At 61.5% G+C, this 16,511-nt stretch carries 13 protein-coding genes; 4 read left to right on the top strand and 9 right to left on the bottom strand.

Translation table 11 applies throughout. From position 1 onward, the window contains the following. Window positions 1-101 precede the first annotated feature (101 nt). Window positions 102-2,030 (bottom strand): ABC transporter substrate-binding protein, encoded by a 1,929-nt coding sequence (locus J2858_RS20160; RefSeq protein WP_210106657.1) that lies wholly within the window; start codon window positions 2,028-2,030, stop codon window positions 102-104. Between the two features lie 210 nt (window positions 2,031-2,240). Here J2858_RS20160 and J2858_RS20165 point away from each other — a divergent pair, with 210 nt between their 5' ends. Further along, window positions 2,241-3,257: a LacI family DNA-binding transcriptional regulator gene (locus J2858_RS20165; protein ID WP_210106732.1), complete on the top strand. Its 1,017-nt coding sequence runs from the start codon at window positions 2,241-2,243 to the stop codon at window positions 3,255-3,257. A gap of 342 nt (window positions 3,258-3,599) precedes the next feature. Here J2858_RS20165 and J2858_RS20170 read toward each other — a convergent pair whose 3' ends face one another. The 4 genes from J2858_RS20170 to J2858_RS20185 are packed head-to-tail and all read right to left on the bottom strand — an operon-like array spanning window position 3,600 to window position 8,794. Further along, window positions 3,600-5,222 carry an ABC transporter ATP-binding protein gene (locus J2858_RS20170; protein ID WP_210106658.1) on the bottom strand — a complete coding sequence of 541 codons (1,623 nt, stop codon included), beginning with the start codon at window positions 5,220-5,222 and terminating at the stop codon, window positions 3,600-3,602. Between the two features lie 11 nt (window positions 5,223-5,233). Beyond that, window positions 5,234-6,766 (bottom strand): gamma-glutamyltransferase, encoded by a 1,533-nt coding sequence (gene ggt / locus J2858_RS20175; RefSeq protein WP_210106733.1) that lies wholly within the window; start codon window positions 6,764-6,766, stop codon window positions 5,234-5,236. Between the two features lie 43 nt (window positions 6,767-6,809). After that, window positions 6,810-7,595 (bottom strand): glucosamine-6-phosphate deaminase, encoded by a 786-nt coding sequence (nagB, locus tag J2858_RS20180; protein WP_348635512.1) that lies wholly within the window; start codon window positions 7,593-7,595, stop codon window positions 6,810-6,812. Then, the gene (locus J2858_RS20185; RefSeq protein ID WP_210106659.1) at window positions 7,592-8,794 is read right to left on the bottom strand and encodes an ROK family transcriptional regulator; all 1,203 of its coding nucleotides are present in this window, start codon (window positions 8,792-8,794) and stop codon (window positions 7,592-7,594) included. Before J2858_RS20185 ends, nagB begins: the two co-directional genes overlap by 4 nt. Before the next feature lie 216 nt (window positions 8,795-9,010). Here J2858_RS20185 and J2858_RS20190 point away from each other — a divergent pair, with 216 nt between their 5' ends. The 3 genes from J2858_RS20190 (at window position 9,011) to J2858_RS20200 (ending at window position 12,414) form a co-directional block, all read left to right on the top strand. Next, window positions 9,011-10,516, top strand: coding sequence for an ABC transporter substrate-binding protein (locus tag J2858_RS20190; protein ID WP_210106660.1), 1,506 nt, complete (start codon window positions 9,011-9,013; stop codon window positions 10,514-10,516). Between the two features lie 81 nt (window positions 10,517-10,597). Next, complete coding sequence (locus J2858_RS20195; RefSeq protein WP_210106661.1) at window positions 10,598-11,539, top strand: ABC transporter permease; 942 nt, start codon at window positions 10,598-10,600, stop codon at window positions 11,537-11,539. 14 nt (window positions 11,540-11,553) lie between these two features. After that, the gene (locus J2858_RS20200; RefSeq protein WP_432443384.1) at window positions 11,554-12,414 is read left to right on the top strand and encodes an ABC transporter permease; all 861 of its coding nucleotides are present in this window, start codon (window positions 11,554-11,556) and stop codon (window positions 12,412-12,414) included. A 385-nt stretch (window positions 12,415-12,799) separates the two neighbouring features. On the opposite strand, the gene J2858_RS20205 is transcribed toward J2858_RS20200, so the two are convergent. The 4 genes from J2858_RS20205 to J2858_RS20220 form a co-directional block, all read right to left on the bottom strand. After that, window positions 12,800-14,632 (bottom strand): adenine deaminase, encoded by a 1,833-nt coding sequence (locus tag J2858_RS20205; RefSeq protein ID WP_210106663.1) that lies wholly within the window; start codon window positions 14,630-14,632, stop codon window positions 12,800-12,802. 67 nt (window positions 14,633-14,699) lie between these two features. After that, window positions 14,700-15,332 (bottom strand): glutathione S-transferase family protein, encoded by a 633-nt coding sequence (locus J2858_RS20210; RefSeq protein ID WP_210106664.1) that lies wholly within the window; start codon window positions 15,330-15,332, stop codon window positions 14,700-14,702. After that, the gene (locus J2858_RS20215) at window positions 15,332-16,030 is read right to left on the bottom strand and encodes a Rieske (2Fe-2S) protein (protein WP_210106665.1); all 699 of its coding nucleotides are present in this window, start codon (window positions 16,028-16,030) and stop codon (window positions 15,332-15,334) included. The genes J2858_RS20210 and J2858_RS20215 overlap by 1 nt, the downstream gene beginning before the upstream one ends. Window positions 16,031-16,071: 41 nt before the next feature. Further along, window positions 16,072-16,407 carry a hypothetical protein gene (locus J2858_RS20220; RefSeq protein ID WP_245366828.1) on the bottom strand — a complete coding sequence of 112 codons (336 nt, stop codon included), beginning with the start codon at window positions 16,405-16,407 and terminating at the stop codon, window positions 16,072-16,074. Window positions 16,408-16,511 lie beyond the last annotated feature (104 nt).

Here is a 16,511-nt window from a genome sequence, read left to right on the forward strand (position 1 = left end):
GGGCTTTCCATGGCAATAGAGTGCCTTCGCGCCGTGAGGTGCGTGCGACAGGTTGAAGTACCCGCCGCAATCCCTGTCGGGTTGGGGACGGGACGGTGTGATCAGGCCTTGAAGAAGGTCTCGGGGTTGGCGGGCCCCGGCGTCGGATATCCCCAGGAGTTGGGCATGGTCTTGGGGACGTTCTGCATGTCGTTTCTCACCACGCCATAGCTGTCGCTCGGCAGGCAAACGCCGAAGACGTAGAACTGGTCGGCAGCGATTTCGAGGATTTCCGCCATCAACTGGCGCTGCACCTCCGGATCCGGCGAGCCGAGCACACGGTCGTATCGTTGCAAGGCGTCCTTCACCGGTTGGGGTGGTTCGACCGCTCCCTTGGAGGCGGGATCGCGGTACCACAACTGCCACCCCTTGGCGTAAAGAGCTTCAGTCGTGTTGGGGATGAAGTAGCGCGGGTCGAGGATGGCCGCAATGCCGCCATTGCCACCGAAGCGATGCGCCGTGCCATCGTACTCGATGCCCTGGCGCACCCGAACCTCCCACAGCGACCGGTCCATGCTGCGCATCTGAACGTCGACGCCGACCGCCCGGAACATCGGCAGCGCCAGCTGGAAGATATCGAGGAATGTCGCGCGCGCCTGATCGATCTCGAATATGATCGTGGCCCGTTTGCCGCTCTCATCCAGCCGGAAACCCTCGCTGTCCTTGTTCGGCAGGATCTTGTCCAGCAGCGCATTGGCAGCATCGGGATCGTACTGGGTGAACTGCGTGGCAAGACGCTCGTTGTAAAGCGGATCGCCCGCCCGAACAGCGGGTTGCGAAATCGTTCCCTGACCGATGAACACCGTATCGATGATCGCCTGCCGGTCCAGCGCCATCGATAGCGCCGCCCTGAACTCCTTGTTGTTGTAGAGCTTGCGCTTGGCTTCGTTCGGATGGTTGAGATTGAGCTGGAAGACCATCTCGTTGGTTTCGGTCGAGGTCAGCGTGTAGAGCCCGAACTTGCCCTGCTCCTGGGAATCGTAAAGGACTGCACGATTGGCCGGTGTGGCAATATACTGGTCCATCAAATCGATCTCGCCCTGCATGGCCTTCAGCAGCAGGACCTGCGGGTCGGCGACCATCTGGTAGACGATGCGATCCAGATAAGGCAGCTGATTACCCTCGGTATCGACCTTCCAGTAGTAGGGGTTGCGCTCGGCAACGGCGCGGTCGGTGCTTTGCCCCGGCGCGATCGCCATCTTCCAGGCGTGGATCACAGGACGCTGCGAATTCTGGAAGAATTCGTTGTCCACCACAAGACCCGCTTCCCGCTGGAACAGCTGGATCCATCCGGACGCCCCCTTTGTCTTGGCTTCCTGTTCGGCGTTGGGGTTATATTTGATGTGGAACTGCTTGAGGTAATGTTTCGGCGCCCGTGTCGTCTGGTCGTCATTCGCCCATGCCAGGCGCAGCGGGAAAAGTCCGTTGGGCGCTGCGAAGATCACCTTGAATGTGACGTCATCGATGGCTTCAAAGCGGGCCTTCTTGCCGCCGGCACGCAGATGGTTCTGACCGACATCGTTCAACCCCTCGTAGTTGAAGATATCCTCATACCAGAACATGACATCCTCGGTGGTGAAGGGCTCCCCATCCGACCATTTCATGCCCTTGCGCAGCCTGAAGGTGAATTCAGTCGCGTCGGCATTACTCTCGTAATGTTCTGCGACGTTGGGCACCACGCCCGACCAGTCCGGTGCATAACGCACAAGAGGCTCGTAAGCCTGGTAGCGGAACAGCATCGACAGCGAGCCGCCGCCGACGATCGCACTGTTCCAGTCTCCGCCATGGGTGCCGACACGATCAAGCGGCGTGACGATCAGCGGGTTTATCGGCAAACGATCCGCGACGGCTGGCAGGCTGCCGGCCTTCACCAATGCATCCAGCATGGCCGGCTCTTTGGCCGGGGCTGCCCGCGCAAGTCCTGGCATTGCGGGCATGATAACGGCAGCCGTGCTGGCCGCCAGAAATGCGCGGCGACTAAATCCTTGCATGTGTTTCCTCCTCCACTCATTGCATCGCCGGATGGCCTCCCCTCCTCAGGATCGGTCCCGCGACGTGTCTTCCGAACGGTCTTCTAAATCTGATTAGCCTCCATGATCGCGTTATTGATAGCTTGTATTATGTAATTTGTTAGGTAAAGCGTTATGTTGAATTTTGTTTGCATCACCGGGCAGGCCCCGGTCTGACGGAGAGCCATGGCCATGGGCCGCATCACATTGCAGGATATCGCCAACCACACCGGCCTTTCCAAATTCGCGGTCTCGTGCTCCCTCTCCGGAAAGCCGGGGGTTAGCGAAGCGACCCGCAAACGCGTCGAAGACGCCGCCGCGAAGCTCGGCTATCTTCGGCAGAAACCCGCAGAAGAACCGCGCGAGATCACGCTGATTTTTCATGATCGGGTCGACGCCGTCAGCTACGAACTGCGCACCATGCTTCAGGACGGCATGCAGCGGGAAGCGCATCGCCTCGGCCAGCCTGTTCGTCTTCAGTGGACCCACGACGCAAACAGGGTGGAGAGCATGGTCAAGGACAGCGCAGGGATCATCCTCGTCGGCCCCCATGAGCAGAGAACACTGGATATCCTCGCTCTATCCGGCGTTCCCGTCGTCCGGTTGGGCTGGGTTACGCCGCTGGAGCAGGCCGACCATGTTGGCGGCACGGACCATGAGGCGGGGATCGCGGTCGGCGACTATCTGATCGGGCTCGGCCATCGGGACATCGCCTTCGTACAGGGCGAGGAAGGCTATCGGGGCCGCATGGAGCGCTATCGCGGCCTGCGCGAGAGCCTCGAGCAATATCCCGATGCGCGACTGCATGATTTGCGGTTCGAAGAGGATGGCGGCTTCATTCCCGCGCTGCAAAGTCTTCACGATGCCGGGATTGGCCCGACGGCCTTGTTCTGCGCCCATGATGGGCTTGCGCTTACTGCCGTTTCCGAACTTCTGGCGCGGGGCTACCGTATCCCGGAGGATATGTCGGTTGTTGGCTTCGGGGACTTTTCAGCCGCAACCCAGATCTCTCCACAGCTGACGACGATCAAAGTCCAGGGTGTGGAGATGGGGGCGACCGCGATGCGGCTTTTGCTGGAACGCATCGAAACGAAGGGCCAGTCGGTGCTGGCAAGACGTATTCTCATTGCTTCGACCTTTGTCGAGCGGCGATCATCCGGGCCGGCCCCGAAACAACCGAAGCGCCTGGGGGAGACGAAAGTTGGTTGAAGCGGTTATGCGATCATCGCGGTCTCCCATCGTGGCCGCAGCGTCGAGACAGCCGATGCGCTGAATGCCAACTCGAAGGCGGCAAAGCTTGCCATCACCAAGGATCCTGACAGCCCGCTCGCAAAGGCCGCCGGCCTCCATCGCGCGTGCCATCCTCGACATCCTCGCCGCTCAGCTTCTTGCGGCTAAACTGTCGGACGCGGCGGGACTGACGGACACCAAAATCAAGGCTGCCTGATCTCTGGAGCGCCCGCCTTCACTTCAAGGCGGGCGCTCTTTCAACGAACGCATGCAGGGCGATATCGTCGCAGTCTTGAAGCGATCTGAACCACCCGCCCGTACTCAAAGAACGGGGTGCTGGATGTCCCCGGACTTGCCCGGTATCGCGGCCAGCAAGAGCTGCGTATACGCATTTTGCGGATCGTTCAGCAGCTCTTTCGTCGGGCGCAGCTCGACGATTTCTCCCTGCCGCATCACCGCGATCCGGTCGCAGACCTGCGCTGCGACATGCAGGTCATGGGTAATGAACAGCATCGCCAGATCCAGCTTGCCCTTGAGTTCCTCCAGAAGTTCCAGCACCTGCTTCTGGATCGTGACATCCAGCGCCGAAACGGATTCGTCGGCAATCAGGACATCCGGCTTCAGTGCAAGCGCCCTTGCCAATCCGATACGCTGGCGCTGACCACCGGAAAACTCATGCGGCAGACGATCGATCGAACGGGGATCGAGGCCCACCAGTTTCAGGAGATCGGCAGCCTGCTGCAGCGCCTCGCGCTTCGACACGCCATGGGCGATCGGACCGTCGGCAATGCTGAGGCCAACCTTCCGACGCGGGTTGAGCGAGGCAAAAGGATCCTGAAAGACCATCTGGATGCGCTTGCGTGCCTCTCGCAGGCTACCTGCCGGAAGTGCGCCGAAATCCTCGCCTCCCAGCATGATCTTGCCACCATCCGGCTCAACCAGCCTTGTCACGAGCCGTGCCACTGTCGACTTGCCGGAACCGGATTCACCGATGATGCCGAGCGTCTCGCCGCGACGGATCTCGAAACTGACATCCTTCACCGCATGAACGGTGCGCTTCGGCTTGAACAGGCTGCCGCCAGTGACATAGGTTTTTCGCATATTGGCGACGGAGATTGCCACCGGCTTGTCGCCCAAGCCCGGGCGAAACGGCGGGATGCCGCTCGGCACAGCGGCAAGGAGCGCTTTCGTGTAGTCGTGGCGCGGCCGGCGCAGCACGTCGCCCGACGTGCCCTGCTCGACGACCACGCCTTTCTGCAGCACCAGCACCTCGTCGGCAATGTCTGCGACCACGCCGAAATCATGGGTGATGAAGATCACCGACATCCCGCGCCGCTGCTGGATTTCGCGGATCAGCTTGAGGATCTGCGCCTGTGTGGTGACGTCAAGAGCGGTCGTCGGTTCGTCGGCGATCAAGACGACAGGTTCTAACGCCAGTGCCATCGCGATCATCGCGCGCTGGCGCTGACCGCCGGACAACTGGTGCGGAAAGCTCTGGATGATGCGCGCGGGATCGGGCAGACCGACTTCGGTCGCCAGCTTGACCGCCTGCGCCTGCCGTTCCTCCTGTGTCAGCAGCCCATGGGCTTCGAACACTTCCACGATCTGGTCGATTATCCTCATCGACGGGTTGAGGGCCGTCATAGGCTCCTGAAAGATCATCCCGATCTGTCGACCGCGCAGGCCACGCAGGCCCTCCTTGTCGGCCTTCAGGAGATCACGGCCACCGAACAGGATTTCCCCGCCGTCAACCCGGATCGCCTTCGGGAGGAGGCCCATCACAGTCTGGGCACACAGCGATTTCCCCGACCCGGATTCTCCGACGATGCAAAGGATCTTGCGTTCCTGAAGATGGAAGGTCAGGTCATCGAGTGCATATCTGCGATCTCCCCCGTCCGGAAGAGCAAGCCGAAGATTTTTGACCGACAGGATAGACGTGGACATGCTGATTTACCTCAATATCCGAGCGCCATCCCGTCCTTGCGGTGGTCGGATGCCCCCAGAAGAACGCCGCGCTCGTAGTCGATCATGATGGCCTGGCACCCGCCGATCGGCTCGTCCGCCCATTGGGTGTCGTGGCCGCGCCGTTCCAGATCTGCCTTCACATCCGGCGAAATGGTCGACTCCAGGCTCAGCTTGCCATTGTGGCAGAAGCTGCGCGGCTGGTCGCTTGCCTGCTGAGGATCGAGATCCCGGTCGAGAATCTGGCTGACGATGTGCGCGTGGCCGGTGGCCTGATATTGGCCGCCCATGACGCCGAAGGCCATTCGGGTGCGTCCGTTTTCGGCAAGTTGCGCCGGAATGATCGTGTGGAACGGCAGCTTGCCCGGCCCGATCGCATTCGGATGACCTTGCTGCACAACGAAACCGGCGCCGCGGTTTTGCAGCAGCACACCGGATTTCGGCGCGTAGATGCCGCTGCCGAAGGCAAAGAACACCGAATTGATCAGCGACATGGCATTTCCGTCGCGATCGACGACCGACACATAGACGGTGTCCTTGTGTTCAGGTCCATCCCACACGGTGGGAGCGCTTGCCTTATCAAGGCTGATCTTCGCCCGCATCGCCTCGATCGACCGATCGGACAGAAGCTCGGCAACATCGAACGTGGTATGCTCTGGATCGGCAATCAGCTGGTCGCGCCTGGCATAGGCGGCCTTGCTGGCTTCGGCGAGGAGATGAATACGATCCGCTTCGGAGAGTTTCGGATCGCGGAGATCGAAACCGTCAAGGATACGGGCGATCAAAAGCGCTGCCAGACCCTGCCCGTTCGGAGGGCACTCGATGAGATCCATGCCACGATAGCCGGCGCGGATCGGGGCGGTTTCGAATGCATAGTAGGATGAAAAATCACCTTCCTCGTGCAGGCCGCCGAGCGACTTCAGCAATGCTGTCATTTCCTCGGCAACCGGTCCGGCATAGAAGGCGTCACGGCCCTGGTCGGCAATCCGGCGAAGGGTGGCGGCCAGCGCCGGGTTGGCCATGCGCTCACCGGTCTTCGGCGCTCGGCCGTTCGGCAGAAAATAGGCGGCGGCATCCGGATATTTCTGCACCCGGCTGGCATAGCGCACCCAATCGAGTTCGACACGGGGCGTGATGCAGTAGCCGTGCTCGGCAGCCTCGATCGCCGGCGCAAGCACACGGCCGAGGTCCCGCCCGCCATAGGTTGCAATGAGGTGGCACCAGGCATCGACCGCGCCCGGCACGGTGACGGCGTGGGGGCTGTCGTCAGCGATCGTGGTGATGCCCCTTTCGAGGAAGTAATCAAGCGCGGCTGCCCTCGGCGCACGGCCGGAACCGTTCAGCGCAATAGGCTTTCCGCCCGCCGGCGTATAGAGGGCGAAACAATCGCCGCCAATGCCGGTCATATGCGGGTCGATGACCGATTGCAGGGCGACGGCCGCCACAGCCGCGTCCACGGCATTGCCACCGGCGCGCAGGATATCGACGGCGGCAAGGGTTGCCTGCGGATGAGACGTTGCCGCCATGCCACGATCGGAAATCGCAACCGACCGGCCTGGCTTGAAGAAATCACGCTGCTGCACTGGCACTCCCCCTTCCCTTCAATGTCTCGATGTCCAACTTTTCAGCCGCAGCTTCGTCGCAGAAGACCGAGACCGCACCATGCCGCCACAGAGCCGAGGCTGGACAATCAAGACTGACCGGACCTTGCAATGCCGCAGCCAGAGCTTCGGCTTTCGCGGATCCCGTCGCCAGCAGCACAATTTCGCGCGCTTCAAGGATCGTGCCGATCCCCATCGTCAGCGCGGTCGCCGGAGGTGTCTCGCCCTCCGGAAAATCACCGCGATTGGCGTCGATGGTCGATTGCGTCAGCAGAACCTCGCGCGTGCGGCTGTCATGCGCAGAGCCTGGCTCGTTGAAACCAATATGGCCGTTGCGGCCGATGCCGAGCAATTGCAGGGCAATCCCGCCATTGTCCGCGATCTTCTTCTCATAGGCGCCTGCGGCCGCCTCGACATCGGATGCGGAACCGTCGGGGATATGCCCCTGGCCGGGGTCGATGTCGATGTGGTCGAACAGGAGGTCGCGCATGTAATAGGCGAAGCTTGCAGGATGATCCGGGGCAAGGCCGACATACTCATCAAGGTTGAAGCAGCGCACGGCGCGCCACGACACGTCGGCTCTGCCGATCAGCGATTTGTAGACCATACGGGGGGTCGCGCCGGTTGCAAGCCCCAGCGTGACGTTTGGCTCTCTACGGATACGCCCTGCGATCAGCTCGGCCACAGCCTCGCAGGCAAGGTCGGCAGTCCGGTGGATCTTCACGGAAGGACGCCGCATGTCGTTCGCGCTCACGCCGCGCCCTCCAGAGATCTGGAGGCGGCCGCATCGGGCCACCGCAAGGTCAGACCGAATAACGACTGGTAAAATGCTTCCTGCGCGACGGCGATGGCCCCCAGGATCCCCGCGCGGTTTCCAAGCGAGCTGATGACGCATGCGGGCGGCACCGGCATGCACCGCGCAAGATGAAATTCCACACGACCGATCAGCTCGGCACGCGATCCGACGCTGCCGCCAAAGATGACCCGTTCCGGATCAAGAACGGCGGCGATTGCGGCAATCGCGACGGCCACGACGCGCCCTACTTCGTCGATTACGGCGTCTGTTGCCGCATCGTTTCGCTCAAAGATCTCACGAACCGTCAGCCCGTCCCCGCCGCCGTTGCCGGCATGGCGCGAGCGGATGGCCGCACTGCCGACAGATGCCTCCAGCACGCCCTGGCCGAATGCGGCGGAGTTGAAGGGATCGCCGCCGATCGGCAAGGTCGAGATCTCTCCGGCCGCGCCCCGGGAGCCGCGAATGAGCCGCCGCTCGCTGATGATGCCCATGCCGACCCCGGTGCCGAGCGCCACAAAAACAAAGTTGTCGATGTCCTGCCCGTCTCCGAGCGCCTGCTCGCCCTTGGCCGCGACATTGACGTCGTTTTCGAGAACCACCGGAAAGCCGAGGCGGTCAGCAAGCGCACCCTCGAAATCGAAATCGGCCATGCCGGCAATATTGGGCATCATGGTGATGCGCCGTGTCTTGGGATCGACAGCCCCCGGAACGCCGATTGCGCCCATGCGCACCTGCTTCGGATCGATGCCGCTCTTTTCGGTCATATTGACGAACAGCGACGACAATTGCGCGACCAGATCCATGCCCCCGCGGGTATCCGTCGGCTCGATCCGGTCCTCGATGACCGCACCCGAGAGATCGGCGATGGACGCGTGGACCTTGGTTCCGCCAACGTCGACGCCCAAGAGGAAGGCTTTACGCGGATTGAGTTCATAGTTGACCGCGCTGCGCCCAACGCCACCTTGCGTGCGGCCCGTCTCGCGTACCCAACCCTCTACTTCCAGGTCTCGGACGATCTCCGACATTGCCTGCTTCGACAGTCCGGTCACGCGTGCCAGCTCGGCACGCGAAATCGGCGAGTTATCGATGATCGTGCGGAGCACGGTGCGCGATGTGATCTGTCGCGTCAGCGGTGCCAGTCCAGAAATATCGGTCATGGGTCCATTCAATTAGTCATTTTCGCAGACCAATTTAACTCGCTTCTGCACGCTGTCAATCGCTCAAGATCTAAAATCGATTGAATTTAGGGCCCATAGACAGCGTAGAAAATTATTTAGTCACTCTGCTTTACAATCGATGCGTTCTTGTGCATCACTGACCAAGGTACAAAACCTGGGCAAAACGCGTTGATGGCGCGGATTTGAGGATGAATAATGGGAACGCAGATCAAACTGGCGATGATGGCGACCGCCATCGCAATGACTTTCACGTCTGCTCAGGCAGCAACACTGCGCGTCGGCATGCAGGACGATCCTGACGCACTGGATCCGGCAACGTCCGGCACCTATGCCGGACGCATCGTCTTTGCCGCAATGTGCGACAAACTCGTCGATATTGATGCCAAGCTCGGGATCGTTCCGCAGTTGGCAACCGCATGGACCTGGAACGCCGAGGGCACCGAAGTCACCCTCACCCTGCGCGATGGCGTCAAATTCCAGGACGGCACGCCGTTCAACGCGGAGGCCGTGAAGTTCAACATCGAGCGGATGAAATCGCTGAAGGATTCCAAGCGCAAGGGTGAACTCGCGCCGATTGACAGCGTTATCATCGTCGATGCGAACCACGTGTCCTTCAAGCTGAAATCCGCCTTTGCCCCGCTGCTCGCGGTTCTCTCGGACCGAGCCGGCATGATGGTATCTCCGACGGCGGCTGCCGAAGGCAAGGAATTTTCCGCCAATCCGGTCTGCGCCGGCCCCTTCAAGTACAAGGAGCGCCGCGCCCGTGACGTGATCTCGCTCGAGAAATTCGACGGATACTGGAATGCCGCAGCGATCGGCTACGACGCCGTACAATATCTCTACATCCCGGACTCGACCGTCCGCCTTTCCCGCCTCCAGGCAGGTGACCTCGAAATCGCCGAGCGCATCGCGCCGACAGATCTTGCTGCAGTGCGCAGCAGCAAGGCGCTGGCGCTGCACACCTCGCCCGGCCTTGCGGTCTCGCACCTGATGATCAATGTCGGCAATGGCGAAAAGGCTGGAGCGATCGGCAAGGATGCAAAGCTGCGCCAGGCCCTCGAGCTTTCGATCGACCGCAACGTCATCAACAAGGTCGCCTTCGCCGGCGAATTTGTTGCCGATAACCAGATGATCCCGCCGTCCAGCATCTTCTATGACAAATCCAAGCCGGCACCGGCCCGCAACATCGAAAAGGCAAAGGCCCTGATCGCCGAAGCGGGCGGTGCTGCACCTGTCGTTGAGATCACCTATGAAAACTCGCTCGCCGATGGCCGCGTGGCGCAGATCATCCAGTCAATGGCTAGCGAAGCCGGCTTTAAAATCGAGCTGGTCCCGCTGGAAACGGCCTCTGCCGTAGAGCGCTATCTCGCCGGCAACTTCCAGGCCTATATCGGCAACTGGAGCGGCCGTGCCGATCCGGATCCGACGCTCTTCTCCTTCTTCGGCAAGGAGGGCAGCCAGAACGTCAACAAGTACAGCAATCCCGACATGGACAAGACGCTGGGCGAGGCGCGTGCCAGTGCCGACGAGGAGCAGCGCAAGGCTCTTTACGCAAAGGCAACGGACATCTATCTCCGCGACCTTCCCACGATCCCGCTCTACCACCCGAACTGGTTCTACGCGTCGCGCGCCAATGTCGACGGCATCACCATCTTTCCCGATGGCCTGCTGCGCCTGACCGACGTCAAGCCTGCGAAGTAAGCCGATCCACGCCTCTTCAGCCATTGCGTCAATCATCCCGCCAGCTGCCGATTCAGCTGGCGGGACTACACGAGAAAGCTCATGCTCTCCTACGTCCTGCGTCGCCTGGCGATCGCCATACCCACACTTCTGCTCGTCTCGATCCTGGTTTTCAGCCTTCTGAAATTCCTGCCGGGCGATCCGGCAATGGCGCTCGCCGGTGAGGAACGGGATCCGGCTGTGATCGAGTTCCTGCGGCAGAAGTACAGCCTCGATCAGCCTCTCTACATACAGTACGGGAAATGGCTTGCAGGCATCGTGCAGGGCGATTTCGGGCTGTCGATCCGAACGCGGCTCCCCATCGGCGAGATGATCGCGCAGAAGCTGCCGGTCACGATCCAGCTGTCGGTAATGGCCATGTTTCTTGCGACCCTCATCGGCATTCCGGCCGGCATCATCGCGGCCCTGAAGCGAGGCACAGTGGCAGATTACGGCGTCAGCATGATCGGCCTTACCGGCCTTTCGGTGCCAAGCTTCTGGCTCGGCATCATGCTGATCCTGCTGTTTGCCGTGACGCTTGGATGGTTCCCGTCCGGTGGTTATGTCGCCTTCTTCGATTCCCCGCTCGATAATCTGCGGCACACGCTTCTGCCAAGCCTCGTGCTGGGCACAGCTGCTGCAGCCATCGTCATGCGCCATACCCGCAGCGCCATGCTGCAGGTGATGAAGCAGGATTATGTTCGCACCGCCCGCGCCAAGGGCCTGAAGGAGCGCATCGTCGTCGTCCGTCACGTGTTGCGCAACAGCCTCGTACCCGTCGTCACCATGAGCACGCTGCATCTCGGCGAGCTTCTGTCCGGAGCGGTTCTGACCGAACAGGTGTTCGGAATTCCGGGCTTCGGCAAGATGATCGTCGATGGCGTCTTTAGCCGCGATTATGCCGTGGTCCAGGCGGTGGTTCTCTGCTCGGCGGCACTGTTCCTGCTGATGAACCTTCTCGCCGATATCGCCTATGTCATTCTGAGCCCGAGGTTGCGCGGATGAATACCTCCAATGCCATGCTTCAATTGCCGAGCACATCCGCAAGGAAGCAGTCCGTCCTCTCGCGATGCCTGCGTCAGCCCGGCGTGATGATCGGCGGAACGATCATCCTGTTCTTCGTGCTGGTTGCAGTCACGGCCCCACTGATCGCGCCTTACCAGCCCAATGCGTCGGACTGGATGGCGATAAGGCAAGGTCCGACAGCGGCTCACTGGTTCGGCACGGACGATCTCGGTCGCGATATCCTGACGCGCATCATCTATGGCACGCAGGCGTCGCTGCTGGTCGGCATCCTGTCCGTCACCATCGCCATTGCCATCGGCGTTCCACTCGGAATGATCGCCGGCTATTTCGGCGGTGTCGTCGACATGGTGATCTCGCGCGTGACCGATGCCCTGCTCGCCTGCCCCTTCCTGGTGCTGGCCATCGCCTTCGCCGCGTTTCTTGGCGCAAGCCTTGAAAACGCGATGATTGCGATCGGCATATCCGCGATGCCGATCTTCGTGCGCCTGACGCGCGGACAGGTGATGACGGTCAAGGCGGAGGATTATATCGACGCCGCACGCCTGCTCGGTGTGCCGCATCGCAAGATCATGCTCACCTACATCCTGCCCAATGCCATGGCGCCGATCATTGTCCAGGCGACGATCACCATGGCGACTGCGGTTCTGGCGGAGGCAAGCCTTGCCTTTCTCGGTCTCGGCCAGCGCCCTCCGGCCCCCTCCTGGGGCACCATGCTGGATGTCGCAAGACAATTCCTGACGGAATCGCCCTGGATGGCCATCTGGCCGGGTGTCGCGATCATCTTGCTGGTGATGGGCTTCAATCTGCTCGGCGACGGCCTTAACGACGCGCTCGATCCAAGGCGCGACGACTGACGTTCGTCCGCAATCACCCTGATCAGAGGGTGACGAAGATTTCAAACACGATGCGGCGAAATGCAATCGAGGGGTCGATCTGAGCGTCTTTCCCGCTCGTCACAAGCAGCCCGATCTCGCACTCTGAGAGTCCTACGCCTGCGCAAAAGATTTTCGATGCGATAGACTTTTGCGACGAACGCCTTGAAGCTTAAATGTGTCATGGCGTGACGACCGACGGCGCGTTGGTGGAAGCCCGACACCTGCTTGAGGGAAAAAGAAGCGGCGGCCTTTCAGCCCCTGCCCGTTACCTGAGGCGATGCCTGCATCGTGGCTCGACCGGCTTTTGAAGGAGCCGGCCGGTGATACCACATCCAATGTCCTCGTCCCCGGAACGCCCAAAGTGTCAGCTTGCGCTTACCACACCACCAGTCGGCGCGGAGGCTGCCTCGAAGGGCGGGACAATGACCATTTGCGGCACCGTGACGAGGCCCTTGTCGGTGATGCGGATTTCCGGAATGACTGAGAGCGGAATGAGGTTGAAGCCCATATAGGGAATGGTGCAGCCGGCCTTTTCCCACTCCACCTTGAGCGCCTGCACTTCGGCCGAGACCTCATGGACGCGCTTGTCGGACATGAGCCCCGCAACCGGCAGCGGCACCATGGCCGTCACCACGCCATCCTGCACCACGCAGACACCCCCCTGATGGTCCTCGATGGCGCGCAGCGCCACCTGCATATCGGCCTCGTTGGTGCCGGCAATGATGATGTTGTGGCTGTCATGGCCGACCGACGAGGCAACCGCGCCGCTCTTCAGCGCAAAATTAGACAGCAGCGCATGCGCAACATTGCCGTCCGATTTTCCGTGCCGCTCGATGACTGTCACGAAGCACAGTCCGTGGCGGGAAAATTGGGTTTCCCAGTCTTTTGCGGGCTCCAGCGTGATCTTCTCGTGGACGAGGACGATGCCCGGCAGTTCGGTGCGGATGGTATTGGCCACCACCGTCCCCTCCGGCAGATCCGGGGTCAGTTTCACGGCCTTCGGCAGCTTGACCGTGTGATAGGCCGTGTCCGGATAGCGCCAACGATTGGAGAGCGCGGCGTCGAGAACCGGCGTGATCGCCTTCTGGTCCACCACCAGTTCGCCACCATACCAGGTGCTGATCGGGTTCAAATCGTCGTCCAGCATCACCAGATCGGCGCGGCGCCCGCCCCCGAGACCGCCGATATCGTTTTCCATGCCAAACCGGGTCGCGCCGTGCAGCGAGCCCATCGCCCAGGCCTGTTCCGGCGTCATGCCGGCGCGGCGGGCTTCGCGCACCACCCAGTCGAGGCCAAAGGCCAGAAGATCTTCCGCGTCGCGGTCATCAGTGCACACAGCGATACGCTTGTGGGAGGCACCAAGCTCGGTCACCGTGCGGATCGCATCCGGCAGCGAGTGCCACGGGGTCGTCGGCGGCCCGCCACGCAGGAAGAGCCATATACCGGCTTCCAAGAGATCGTCGGCAATATCGCGGTCGATGGCTTCATGGGTATCGGTCACACCCGATGCTGCATAAGCCGAAACGAATTCGCGACCATAGACATGGCCGGAGACCGGCCGTCCGCGCGAAAGGGCGGCAGCCAGGATGGCATGCGAGCGCTCGTCTCCCATGGTCACGGGCACAAAATCCATTTTTTCGCCGAGCGCCACGGCTTCCGGCCAGGCGTCGAACAGCGCTGCGATCTTCTGCGCCGTCAGATCGCCGCCTGCCGTTTCGAGGTCGGGCGATGTTGCCGGAACCGTAGAGGGGACCGTGAGGAAGATGGAGAGCGGTGCATGGCGGGCATCCTCCAGCATGGCCTCGACGCCGGCGACATCCATGACATTGCCGATCTCGTGGCTGTCGCAAAAGATCGTCGTCGTGCCGTTGAGAAGCGCCGCCTCGGCATAGGCGCAAGCCGTGACCATGCTCGATTCGATATGGATGTGCGGATCAACGAGCCCCGGTGCGAGAATGCCGCCTTTGGCATCATAGCGCAGAGCGCTTTGGCTTTTCGACGTGCCGGACGGCTTGACGGCTGCGATGCGGCCGCCGGCAATCCAGATTTCGCGATCCGGCAGGATGCGCTCGGAATAAGTCGAGAGAACCCGGGCTCCGGTGATCACCAGATCCGGGCTGGCACGGCCGGACGCCACATCGGCCAGCCGGCGTGTCATGCCGGCAAGCGGGGCTACGGAAAATCGGGTTAGCGCCATGGGTCGTCTCCTTTGCGTGCCGCAGGACGGCGCGCCATACCGGCGACACCTTCATGCTGCGAGGTCTTCAGTGATAGTCAGGGATGCCCGGCATGGTGTGAAATCCGGGCAGCAGGCGAAAGCGCCGCAGCCAGCGGCGAAGGGCGGGAAATTCATCATGGTCGATGCCGTAATCGCGGCTCAATGCAAAGCTTGGCAGCAGCGACAGATCGGCAATCGTCGGGCCATCCGTCTCAAACCATTCAAAGCCTTTCATGTGGCGCAGCACCATGTGGTCATCCATGATGCGCAGGGCATGGCGCGCCTCGCGCCTCAATGCGTAAAAATCGCGCTCCTGGCTGAACAGCGCCAGGCGGCGTGCCTCGATGGCGCTGGAGAGTGCCGTTGCGGAAAAGAACGTCCACTGCATGACAGCGGCAAAGGCGGCCGGTTCGAGCGGCAGCCAAGTGCCCGCCGGATCATTGCGTCGGGCAAGATGGACAAGGATGGCCTGGGCGCCGGAAAACACTTGGTCGCCATCCTTGAGGACGGGCAGGCTGCCGAGCGGATTGAGCGCCCGCATCGCCAGCCCTTTCTCCTCCTCGCCGGGCACCATGTCGATGGCGACGGTGTCATACGCAAGGCCGAGAAACGACAGCATCAGCCGTACCCGGTAGCAGTTCTCGTCAAGGGCGTGCGCGTAGAGGGTGAGTGCGGCCATCACATAACCTCGGCGAGGACGACAGGCGCTTCAAGGGTAAGGCGCAAGGCCACCGCCCATTGCGCAACATCCGCAATCGTCTCTTTCGATCCCTCGTTGACCAGGATATGCAGCCCGACATTCTGCGGGCCGATGACCTGGATGGCAATCGACAGGCGCAGCGCATCGCCTTCAAGCGTCCAGACATGCGGGGCAACGGCCTGCAGCTGCCCGACAACCGTCTTGCCTTTGCCGCCCGGCAGATACGTCTGCTTCAGGACGGCGAGGGCATGGGCCAGAGAACAGTCCGCATAAAGACTGCGCACGGGAAGAGTATTCCCAAAGTCCGGCGGCGGATGGCCCGTCTCTGCAGCGCCGGCGAGCCGTGCCCAGATCATGCCGCCCGCTTCACCGGCATCGTAGGTGGTGATCCTGATCGTCTTTGGCACGTCCAGATCGGGATGGGCCGGAATATGGCGGCATTGTCCGGCCGCATCATAGGACCAGCCATGATAGAGGCAGGCGATATGGTCGCCACGCACGAAACCAAAACTCATGCGCATGCCGCGATGGGGACAGCGGTCTTCCCAGACATGCGCCTTGCCCGCGTCATCGCGCCAGACCACGAGTTCGAGCCCCTCGACCACAGCGCCCGCCGAGGTGCCCGGCTCGATAGAGGCCGAGAGCGCCACCGGTACCCAATCTGCTTCACCCGACATTGCTCATGTCCTGAAATCCCTCCGTCGCGCACCCGCCCGCATCAGCCATCGCTGCGTGTCACATCCCTGACGATACAGTCGGCGGGGCCAAGGCTGCAGGCCATTTCGAACATGTCGATGAGGGCGTCCTGTCCCGCAACAGAAAGCGAAATGCGCGTGCGGCTGCAGGCGGTGACGTCGAGATCGACATCAAGCCTGCCGGCCCGGTGACGGGCAAAGCCGACAAAGCTATCGCAATCGAAGGCACCCTCGAAGAGGAAGTGGACAGGGCCGCTCATCGGACGGAATTGCGGCGCAAGGCTTACAGGGTTGATGCGCCCGCCCTCCCCTGCCGGTTCACGGGGCCGACACGCATTTTCGCCTCCGGTGATCTGCATCTTTATGATCTGTCTATATTTTGGTCATGCTGTGAATTTATTCAGTTTACCCATGCGGAATGCCCGGTATCAAGCAATTTCTGAGCGTCGATCGGTTGCTTTTT

It is taken from the genome of Neorhizobium galegae (assembly GCF_017877135.1).
GTDB lineage: Bacteria > Pseudomonadota > Alphaproteobacteria > Rhizobiales > Rhizobiaceae > Neorhizobium > Neorhizobium galegae_A.